This window comes from Saccharopolyspora sp. 6V (assembly GCF_020176785.1).
Taxonomy (GTDB): Bacteria; Actinomycetota; Actinomycetes; order Mycobacteriales; family Pseudonocardiaceae; genus Saccharopolyspora_C; species Saccharopolyspora_C gregorii.
Window position 1 is genome coordinate 39723 of record NZ_JAIUKB010000112.1, and the last position, 9999, is coordinate 49721.

Annotated in this window: 11 protein-coding genes; 5 read left to right on the forward strand and 6 right to left on the reverse strand. The window is 72.0% G+C overall.

Translation table 11 applies throughout. From position 1 onward, the window contains the following. The first annotated feature begins 186 nt into the window (after positions 1 to 186). Positions 187 to 675: a carbonic anhydrase gene (locus LCD35_RS21495; RefSeq protein WP_224963280.1), complete on the forward strand. Its 489-nt coding sequence runs from the start codon at positions 187 to 189 to the stop codon at positions 673 to 675. A 482-nt stretch (positions 676 to 1157) separates the two neighbouring features. On the opposite strand, the gene rlmN is transcribed toward LCD35_RS21495, so the two are convergent. Next, the gene (rlmN, locus tag LCD35_RS21500) at positions 1158 to 2267 is read right to left on the reverse strand and encodes a 23S rRNA (adenine(2503)-C(2))-methyltransferase RlmN (protein WP_224966998.1); all 1110 of its coding nucleotides are present in this window, start codon (positions 2265 to 2267) and stop codon (positions 1158 to 1160) included. Between the two features lie 111 nt (positions 2268 to 2378). Between rlmN and LCD35_RS21505 the strand changes: the two genes are divergently transcribed. From LCD35_RS21505 to LCD35_RS21520, 4 genes are read left to right on the forward strand one after another with little or no spacing between them, the layout of a single operon-like run. Continuing rightward, positions 2379 to 3335 (forward strand): metal ABC transporter substrate-binding protein, encoded by a 957-nt coding sequence (locus LCD35_RS21505; protein WP_225044740.1) that lies wholly within the window; start codon positions 2379 to 2381, stop codon positions 3333 to 3335. Next, entirely contained in the window at positions 3332 to 4054 is a 723-nt protein-coding gene (locus LCD35_RS21510) for a metal ABC transporter ATP-binding protein (protein WP_224960015.1), read from the forward strand. Before LCD35_RS21505 ends, LCD35_RS21510 begins: the two co-directional genes overlap by 4 nt. Then, positions 4051 to 4929, forward strand: a complete 879-nt coding sequence (locus LCD35_RS21515; protein WP_224960013.1) for a metal ABC transporter permease — start codon at positions 4051 to 4053, stop codon at positions 4927 to 4929. The genes LCD35_RS21510 and LCD35_RS21515 overlap by 4 nt, the downstream gene beginning before the upstream one ends. 52 nt (positions 4930 to 4981) lie before the next feature. Continuing rightward, positions 4982 to 5653: a metal-dependent transcriptional regulator gene (locus LCD35_RS21520; protein ID WP_373690065.1), complete on the forward strand. Its 672-nt coding sequence runs from the start codon at positions 4982 to 4984 to the stop codon at positions 5651 to 5653. A 7-nt stretch (positions 5654 to 5660) separates the two neighbouring features. Here the strand turns inward: LCD35_RS21520 and LCD35_RS21525 are convergent, their stop codons facing one another. The 5 genes from LCD35_RS21525 to pyrH form a co-directional block, all read right to left on the reverse strand. Continuing rightward, positions 5661 to 6107, reverse strand: a complete 447-nt coding sequence (locus tag LCD35_RS21525) for a hypothetical protein (protein ID WP_224967001.1) — start codon at positions 6105 to 6107, stop codon at positions 5661 to 5663. 447 nt (positions 6108 to 6554) lie between these two features. Continuing rightward, on the reverse strand, positions 6555 to 7283 hold the full coding sequence (locus LCD35_RS21530; protein ID WP_224960009.1) for a class I SAM-dependent methyltransferase: 729 nt from the start codon (positions 7281 to 7283) through the stop codon (positions 6555 to 6557). A gap of 13 nt (positions 7284 to 7296) precedes the next feature. After that, the gene (locus LCD35_RS21535; RefSeq protein WP_224960008.1) at positions 7297 to 8142 is read right to left on the reverse strand and encodes a phosphatidate cytidylyltransferase; all 846 of its coding nucleotides are present in this window, start codon (positions 8140 to 8142) and stop codon (positions 7297 to 7299) included. Between the two features lie 182 nt (positions 8143 to 8324). Next, on the reverse strand, positions 8325 to 8882 hold the full coding sequence (gene frr, locus LCD35_RS21540; RefSeq protein ID WP_224960007.1) for a ribosome recycling factor: 558 nt from the start codon (positions 8880 to 8882) through the stop codon (positions 8325 to 8327). A gap of 96 nt (positions 8883 to 8978) precedes the next feature. Further along, a complete protein-coding gene (pyrH, locus tag LCD35_RS21545; RefSeq protein WP_225044741.1) occupies positions 8979 to 9728 on the reverse strand; it encodes a UMP kinase in 750 nt (249 codons plus the stop codon). Positions 9729 to 9999: the final 271 nt, after the last annotated feature.

The following is a 9999-nucleotide window of genomic DNA, read 5'->3' on the forward strand; positions in this document are numbered from 1 at the left end:
GGGCCCTGGCGGGCCCGGGGGGTCGGGCGGGGTGGGGGCGATGGCCGGGGGGGGGGCCCCCCCGGGGGGGGCCCCCCGGGGGGGGGGCGGGGGTCCCCCGGGGGGGGGGGGGGGCCGCGCCGCGAGGGGCGCGGCCGCTCCCGCTCGGCACGCCGGCCATCCAGCACGACGAGGAGGTCACCGATCATGTCGGTCACCGATGAACTGCTCCGCAACAACGAGGTCTACGCCGCGGGCTTCGAGGGCCCGCTCCCCCTCCCGCCGTCCAAGCACGTCGCCGTGGTGGCCTGCATGGACGCCCGGCTGGACGTCTACCGCGCGCTCGGCCTGCGCGAAGGCGAGGCGCACGTGATCCGCAACGCGGGCGGGGTGATCACCGCGGACGAGGTCCGGTCGCTCGCGATCAGCCAACGCCTGCTCGGCACCGAGGAGATCGTGCTCGTCCACCACACCGACTGCGGGATGCTGACGTTCACCGACGAGGAGTTCGCCGCCACCCTCCGGCAGGAGGTCGGGGCCGAACCGGAGTGGGCCGCGGAGGCGTTCGCCGACGTCGCCGAGGACGTCCGGCGCTCGCTGCGGCGGATCCTCGACGACCCGTTCATCCCGAAGAAGGGCTCGGTGCGCGGGTTCGTCTTCGACGTCGCCACCGGGAAGCTCGCCGAGGTGAGCTGACCCGGACGGGAGGCCGGCCGGACAGTGCGGTGCGAGGGGAAGGGAGCACTGTCCGGCCGGCGACGGCCCGATGCCGGTCGGGGGGTCTCGACATCGGGCCGAGCGATCCGGCATCGCCGGGACCACGACCAGCATGATCTCCGCGCGGCGCGTTTTTCCAGAGGCCCCACACGGTCGATGGACACCCCTTGCGCGGGGTGCGCCGATGTCCTCCCGGCTGCGGAGGTGCGGGTGTCGCAGCGGCTCGCCCGGCACCGTCCGCGCAGGTCAACGACGGGCGTTCGACACCGGGCGAGTACGTGCGGCGGCAACCACACCGGTGGCGCGGTGCTCCGCGGCTCCACCGATCCGGATCATCCGACTTGATGAAGCGGGGCGGCGACGGTCTCCGGCGGAGGTGATCCGGGCTCGCGCGCGGCGGGCATCGCGGCGGTCGGCCGAGCACGGCTCACCGCGCGCGAGGCCGCCGGGAATCGCCGAGGTCAGGCCTCGGCGGCGAGCTGCCCGCAGGCCGCCGCGATCTCCTGGCCGCGGGTGTCGCGGACGGTGCACGGCACGCCCGCGTCCCGGACGCGCTGCACGAACTCGCGCTGCACCGGCTTCGGCGAGGCGTCCCATTTGCTGCCCGGCGTCGGGTTCAGCGGGATCAGGTTCACGTGCGCGAACTGGCCGAGGTGCTTGTGCAGCAGCTTGCCCAGCAGGTCCGCGCGCCACGGCTGGTCGTTGATGTCCCGGATCAGCGCGTACTCGATCGACACCCGGCGACCGGTGTGGTCGGCGTAGCCGCGCGCCGCCTCCAGCACCTCGGCGACCTTCCAGCGGTTGTTCACCGGCACCAGCGTGTCCCGCAGCTCGTCGTCCGGGGTGTGCAGCGACACCGCCAGCGTCACGTGCAGCTGTTCCTCGGTCATCCGCTTGATCGCGGGCACCAGGCCCACGGTGGAGACCGTCACCGAACGCTGCGACAGGCCCAGGCCCTCCGGCGCGGGGTCGCAGATGCGGCGCACCGCGGAGATCACCCGCTTGTAGTTCGCCAGCGGCTCACCCATGCCCATGAACACCACGTTGGACAGCCGGCCCGGTCCGCCGGGCACTTCGCCGTCGCGCAGCATCGCGGCCGCGGTACGCACCTGGTCCACGATCTCCGCGGTGGACAGGTTCCGCTGCAGCCCGCCCTGCCCGGTCGCGCAGAACGGGCAGGCCATGCCGCAGCCCGCCTGGCTGGAGATGCAGACGGTGGCGCGGTCGGTGTAGCGCATCAGGACGCTCTCGATGAGCGTGCCGTCGTGCGCCCGCCACAGCGTCTTGCGGGTGGTGCCCTCGTCGGTGTCCAGCGTCCGCACCTGCGTGAGCAGGGTGGGCAGCAGGTCCGCGCCGAGCTTGGCCCGGCTCGCCGCGGGGATGTCGGTCATCGACTCCACGTCGGCGTTGAGCCGGCCGAAGTAGTGGTGCGCGAGCTGCTTCGCGCGGAACGGCTTCTCCCCGAGCTCGCCCACCGCGGCGCGGCGCTCCTCGACCGACAGGTCGGCGAGGTGACGAGGGGGCAGGCCGCGCTTGGGCGCGTCGAAGACCAGCGGAAGTGAAGTCGACATAGCGCCCACCAGTGTCCCACGGCCCGAGGCGAGCCCCGTCGGCACGTCCGGGTCGGCACGCCGGGACCGGCGGCCCTGGTCCGCCCGGAGCGCGTCCGCTAAGGTTTCGGCATGCCGAAACTTCACTCCCCAGTGTGGCGAACTTTCCGGAGCGGCAGGCGTGCCGCGGCCGGGATCGCCGCGCTGGCCGCCGCGCTGCCGCTCGTCGCCGGGTGCGACGCCGGGCTCGGACGGGCCGAGGACGGCAAGCCCTCGGTGGTCACCACCTTCACCGTCCTCGCCGACATGACCAGGGCCGTCGCGGGCGACCGGATCACCGTCGACTCGATCACCAAGCCCGGCGCCGAGGTGCACGGCTACGAACCCACGCCCAGCGACCTGCTCACCGCCGCGAAGTCCGACCTGGTGCTGGACAACGGCCTCGGCCTGGAGAGCTGGTTCGCCCAGTTCGTCGAACGCAGCGAAGCCCCGCACGTGACCCTGAGCGAAGGCGTCGACCCGATCCCGGTCGCCGCGGGCGGCACCCGCGGCGCCGCCAACCCGCACGCCTGGATGTCCCCGCGCAACGCCAAGACCTACGTCGCGAACATCCGCGACGCGCTCAGCCGGATCGACCCCGCGCACGCCGCCGAGTTCCGCGCCAACGCCGACGACTACACCCGACGGCTCGACGAGATCGAGCGCTACCTGCGCACCGAGCTCGACCGGATCCCCGCGCGGCAGCGCGCGCTGGTCACCTGCGAAGGCGCCTTCTCCTACCTGACCAGGGACGCGGGCCTGCAGGAGGCGTACCTGTGGCCGGTCAACAGCGACTCCGAAGGCACCCCGCAGCAGATCAAGAACACCACCCGCTTCGTGCAGCAGCGGCAGGTGCCCGCCGTGTTCTGCGAATCGACCGTGAACGACAAGGCGCAGCGCCAGGTGGCCGAGGAGACGGGGGCGCGGCTCGGCGGCACCCTCTACGTCGACTCGCTGTCCGAACCCGGCGGGCCCGTGCCCACCTACCTCGACCTGCTGCGCCACGACGCCGAGACCATCGTCGCCGGACTCTCCGGAGGTGCCCGATGAGCGTGCAGGCCCGGCACGTGACCGTCTCCTACCGCGAAGCGCTCGCCCTCGACGACGTGAGCGTGGACATCGCCTCCGGGCAGGTCTGCGGGCTGCTCGGGGTCAACGGATCCGGCAAGTCCACCCTGTTCAAAGCGCTGATGGGGCTGGTGCGCCCCGACCGCGGCGAGATCCGGCTGCTCGGCCGCGACCCGAAGCGCGCCCGCCGCGACGGACTCGTCGCCTACGTACCGCAGTCCGAGGCGATCGACGCCACGTTCCCCGTCACCGTCGCCGACGTGGTGCTGATGGGCCGCTACGGGCGGATGGGGATCACCCGCCGCGCCCGGCCCGCCGACCGGGCCGCGGTCGCCGAGGCGCTGGACCGCGTCGGGCTCACCGACCTCGCGCGCAATCCCATCGGCGCGCTCTCCGGCGGCCAGCGCAAGCGCGCCTTCGTCGCCCGCGGGATCGCCCAGGGCGCCGAGCTGCTGCTGCTCGACGAACCGTTCGCCGGGGTGGACAAGGGTTCCGAGGCGATGATCGCCGACCTGCTGCGGGGACTGCGCGACGAAGGCCGCACCATCATGATCTCCACGCACGACCTGGCCGGCGCCCCCGCGCTGTGCGACGAGGCCGTGCTGCTGCACCAGCGGGTCCTCGCCCACGGCCCCGTCGACGACGTGCTCGCCCCCGAAGTGCTGGCCCGCACCTTCGGCGTGCCGGGAGGAGTCCGATGAACGACCTCGCGATCTGGCTGCTGGAACCGCTGCAGTTCGGCTTCATGCGGCGCGCGCTGCTGGTCAGCGTGGTGGCGGCACTGGTGTGCGCCGTGCTGTCCTGCTGGGTGACGCTGATCGGCTGGTCGCTGCTCGGCGACGCCGTCTCGCACGCCGTGCTGCCCGGTGTGGTGCTGGCCTACGTGTTCGCGCTGCCGTTCTCCGTCGGCGCGTTCCTGTTCGGCGGCCTGTCCGTGGCCATGATCGGTGCGGTGCGCGGCACCACGAAGCTCAAGGGCGACACCGCGATCGGCGTGGTGTTCACCGGGCTCTTCGCGCTGGGCGTGGTGCTGATCTCGCGGATCCCCAGCCAGGTCGACCTCAACCACATCCTGTTCGGCAACGTCCTCGGCGTCACCGACGGCGACATCGCGCAGGTGCTGGTGATCAGCGCGATCACGCTGGCGGTGGCGGTGCTGAAGCGGCGCGACCTCACGCTGTACGCGTTCGACCCCACCCACGCGCACGCCATCGGGCTGCAGCCGCGGCGGATCGGCGCGCTGCTGCTGACGATGCTGGCGCTGACCGTGGTCGTCGCGCTGCAGGCCGTCGGCGTCATCCTGGTGACCGCGATGCTGATCACGCCAGGGGCGACCGCGTTCCTGCTGACCAGGCGCTTCCCCCGGATGCTGGCGGTGGCCGCGGCGCTGTCGGTCGGCAGCGGGATCGCGGGCACCTACCTGAGCTTCCACCTGGACACCTCGACCGGCGGGATGATCGTGTGCTGCCAGGCCGCGCTGTTCCTGCTCACCTACCTGTTCGCACCCGGGCAGGGGCTGTTCCGGGAGCTGCTGCGGCGGCGCGCGCGGCGCGCGGAGGCCGCCACCGCCGGATAGTCCACCCACTCGTGGCACCACCCGGTCTCCTATCGTGGGGGCCATGACGAGCATGGCCGAACGCCCTTCGGCGTCCGTGGAGGACTACGTCCGGGCGATCTACGGGCTCACCGAGCGCGGGGTGGCCGTGACCAACGCGACGCTGACGCAGCGGCTGGGGCTCAGCCCCTCCTCCGTCTCCGGGATGATCACCAAACTGGCCCAGCTGGGGCTGGTCACGCACATCCGCTACCGCAGCGTCGAACTCACCGCGGAAGGCCGCAGGCTCGCCTACGACGTGCTGCGCAGGCACCGGCTGCTGGAGCTGTTCCTGGTGGAGGTGCTCGACTACACCTGGGACGAGGTGCACCCGGAGGCCGACGCGCTGGAGCACGCCGTCTCCGACGAGCTCATCGAGCACATCGCCGCGAAGCTCGGCCACCCCACCCACGACCCGCACGGCGACCCCATCCCCACCGCGGACGGCGTCGTGGAGAAGCCCACCACCCGGCTGCTGGACCAGGTCGAACCGGGCACCGTCGGCACCATCGCGCGGGTCTGGGACACGGATTCGGAGCTGCTGCGCTACCTCACCGACCACGGGATGATCCTCGGCGCGCGCATCGAGGTCGTGGAGCGCAAACCGTTCGGCGGCCCGCTCGTGGTGCGAGTGGGGGAGCCGGCGGAGGCCGAGACGCACTTCCTCGGCACCGAGATCGCGAGCACGCTGTCCATCCGCAGCTGACCCCCGGTCAGGAGGCGCGGCGGTCGTGCTCGGCCCGCGGCTCCTCCCCTTCCGCCCGCTCGTCCTCGGACGTCCCCGAACCGTAGAGCTCGTCGGCGAGGAGGCGGTCGTGCAACTGGTCGGTGCGGTGCGCGCCGAGCACCGCGAGCAGCAGGTCGAACCGGTGGTCGGTGAGCACGATCGCGACGTGCGCGAAGCCGCCCAACCCGCCGAGCACCAGCACCGACACCCACCGCGCCGGCACCTCGTCCTGCACCAGCAGCACCACCGCGACCGCCAGGGCCAGCACCGAGGTGAACGCGACGGCCCTGGCCAGCATCAGCCGCCGCCACAACGTCCGGAAGGTCGGGTGCTGCCGGGACAGCTCCCGGACGAGCCCGGCTCGTTCGCGCCGGTCCATCCGCGCGACCTGGCTCAATCCCGCGGTGACCGGTCCGCCCGCGTGAAAGGCCATCTGGTCGCTCCTGTTGCACGTGTTCGCGGCGGGATCCGGCCGGTTCCCGGCCACTTCGGAGTTCGCCCCGAGACCGCGATCGAGGCCCGGCCGCCGCACCGCGGCCCGCGGTGGGGTCGTCGCCGGATCAGCCCGGCGGGCACCACACTCCGTCACCAAGACAAGTCGATCACGACGGAGCGCTGCGAACAAGGCGTCATTCGGGGGCGCCCGAACCGCGGTCCGGACACCTCGGCGTGACTGCGACCGAGTGCACGACAAGTCTTGATCGTCCGGTCGGTTGGTCTTGCCAGCCGTTCGGGAAATGTCGCTACTTTACGTGTCGGCACCCGCGCGTTGATCACCCGGCACGCGCTCCGACCAGGTGTTTTGCCGACACTGCGAGTGCCGGTCGGTATTCGGAAGAAATCTTCGAGCACCGCGAATCGGCAATGCCGGCGCACCGGTTCAAAAACCCCGGACCAGCCCCACCGGACGAGCGCGAATGCGCACCCGATAACCCACTTCGAACTCGCAGCCGGAGATCTGCCGCAACGCCCGGCGCGCCACCTTCGGCGAGAACTCGATCCCCAGCACCGCCGCCAGCTCGGCCCGGTCCGCGAACCGCCACACCGCGCGCACCGACTCGCTGCGGAAACCGTGCAGCTGGAAGAACCGCTCCACCGCGACCGGGTCGAACCGCGGTGAATCCGCGCGCATCCAGTCGCCGTACGGCGAGCACGACCCGTCCAGGTCGACGATCGCGAGCGTGCCACCCGGCCGCAGCACCCGCTCGGCCTCCACCAGCCCCGGTTCGCAGCCCGGTCCGAAGAAGTACGCGGTCCGGGCGTGCACCAGGTCCGCGCAGGCACCGGCCAGCGGCAACCGCTGCGCAGGAGCCTGCAGCACCGCCACCCCCGGCATCCCGGCCACCCGCGACCGCGCTCGCTCCACCAGCGGCGGGTGCGGTTCCACCCCCACCACCGAACGCGCCGACTCCGCGAAGACCCCCAGGTGGAACCCGTCGCCGCAGCCCACGTCCACCACGTCGCCGCCGGACCAGTCGCAGCTCGCGCGCAACGCCGCCCACAGCGCGCCGGACACGTCCTGCGCGCGGTTCTCCCGCTCGTAGACGTCCGGCCAGTGCCAGATGTTCGGACTCGGCGTGATCCGGGCCGGATCGCCCGACCCGATCACCGCACCGACCCGATCATTGCGGGAGCAGCCAGAACAACATCATCCACGCCACCACCGCGGACGGCAGCAGCGAATCCATCCGGTCCATCAGGCCACCGTGACCGGGCAGCATGTTGCCCATGTCCTTGATCCCCAGGTCCCGCTTGATGACCGACTCCATCAGGTCGCCCAGCGTCGCGCTGCACACCAGCGCGGCGCCGAACAGCGCGCCCTGCCACCACTCGCCGCCCAGCAGCAGCACCACCGACAGCACGCCCGCCACGGCGCCCGTCAGCATCGAACCCGCGAAGCCCTCCCAGGACTTCTTCGGGCTGATCGACGGCGCCATCGGGTGCTTGCCCAGCAGGACGCCGAACGCGTAACCACCGGTGTCCGAGGCCACCACACCGATCATGAAGCACAGCGCGCGGAACGCGCCGTCCGACGGCACCGCCAGCATCGCCGCGAACGACGCGAACATCGGGACGTACGCGGCGGTGAACACCGACGCCGTCACATCGCGCAGATAACCGTCCACGCCGAACCGGAACCGCCACGCCAGGCAGCCCAACGTCGTGATCGTGAACGCCACCAGCAGGCCGCGCAGCCCGAACGGCCAGGACAACCAGATCATCAGCTGCCCGCCCACCAGCACGGGCAGCATGCTCACCCGGATGTCCGCGCCGCGGCGCAGCGCCCCGGCCAGCTCCACCGTGGACACCGCGGCCGCCACCGCGACGATGCCGATGAACAGGTGCCGCAGCATCAGCAACGACAGGATCACCGCGGCGCCCAGCACGACGCCCACCGCGATCGCCGCCCGCAGATCACGACCCGCCCGGGAGGGACGCGACGGCTCGTCCGGTGCGGAAGCGGACATCCCGGACTCACCTTCGCGCTGGCTGGTCGTCACCGAAGGTCGCCCGGGTCCAGCACACCCGGCACCCGGGCGGCCTGCGGCCTGACCCCGGGCGGACACGAGCGGAAACGACCAGACGCCCACGCGGGCGCCGCCGGCGAAAGCGGCCCGGCAGCCGCGAACCACAGTTGCAAGACAGCCTCTCAAACTTCGAGGAGCTCTGCTTCCTTGTGCTTGACGAGCTCATCGATCTGGGCCGTGAAGCGGTGGGTGAGGTTGTCCAGCTCCTTCTCACCGCGCGTGCCCTCGTCCTCGCCCGCGTCGCCGTCCTTGACCGCGCGGTCGATGCCTTCCTTGACCTTGCGCCGGATGCCGCGGATGGTGATCTTGCCTTCCTCGCCCTTGTGCTTGGCGAGCTTGACCATCTCCTTGCGGCGCTCCTCGGTCATCTGCGGGATCGCGATCCGGATCAGCTGACCGTCGTTCGACGGGTTCACGCCCAGGTCCGAGTCCCGGATGGCCTTCTCCATCGCCGCGAGCTGGCTGGAGTCGTAGGGCTTGATGACGACCAGCCGGGCTTCGGGCACGCTGACGCTGGCCAGCTGGTTCAGCGGCGTCGGCGAACCGTAGTAGTCGACGACGATGCCGGAGAACATCGCCGGGTTGGCACGGCCGGTGCGAACCGTGGCCAGATCGTCCTTGGCCACGTGCACCGCCTTCTCCATCTTCTCCTCGCCGTCGAGGAGGGCCTCGTCGATCACGGTTGCTCCTTAGGTGTGGCGGCCGATGTACGTGCAGTGCGCGCCGCGCGACGCGGTGAAGCGTCGTCAGCGGACCCGATCAGGATCTCAGCAGCGTCACGCAGGCGCTGCGGCAGGGGTGCTGACCAGGGTTCCGATCTTCTCACCGCGAACCGCGCGGGCGATGTTGCCCTCCTGCAGGAGGTTGAACACCAGGATCGGCATGGCGTTGTCCATGCAGAGGCTGAACGCAGTCGCGTCGGCGACCTTCAAGCCCCGCTCCAGCACCTCGCGGTGGCTGACCGCGTCGAAGCGCACCGCCGTCGGGTCCGTCTTCGGGTCCGCGGTGTAGACGCCGTCGACGGCCTTCGCCATCAGCACGACCTCGCAGCCGATCTCCAGCGCGCGCTGGGCGGCGGCGGTGTCGGTGGAGAAGTACGGCATCCCGGTACCGGCACCGAAGATGACCACGCGGCCCTTCTCCATGTGCCTGCTCGCGCGGCGCGGGATGTACGGCTCGGCGACCTGGCCCATCTCGATCGCCGTCATCACCCGGGTGTCGATGTCGTGCTCGCGCTCCAGGAAGTCCTGCAGCGCCAGGCAGTTCATCACCGTGCCCAGCATGCTCATGTAGTCGCCGCGGGCGCGTTCCATGCCGCGCTGCTGCAGCTCCGCACCGCGGAAGAAGTTCCCGCCGCCGATGACCACGGCGACCTCGACCCCGCTCGCGACGACCTCGGCGATCTGCCTGGCCACCGTTCCCACCACGTCCGGATCGACGCCGACGGCGCCACCGCCGAACATCTCACCGCCCAGCTTGAGCAGCACACGCCCGTAGCCGTCTTCCGACGTGCCGTCGTCGGTCACTGGGTTCCTCCTGGAGGGCCGTTGTTCCACGGTGATCGTGCAGCACCACCTGTGCTGCGCTGCGCGAACGCCCCGCCCTCCCACTGGGCGGAGGCGGGGCGTGCGGGTCGCGAACCCCGCCACCGGGATCGTCCGGTGGCGGCGACGCGGAACCGGGGGGGGGGGGGGGGGGGGGGGGGGGCGCCGGGGGGGGCGGGGGGGGGGGGCGGCGGCCGCCCCCCCCCCCGCCGCCGCCCGGGGGGCCCGGGCGCTGCGCGCGGCGGCCGGGGGC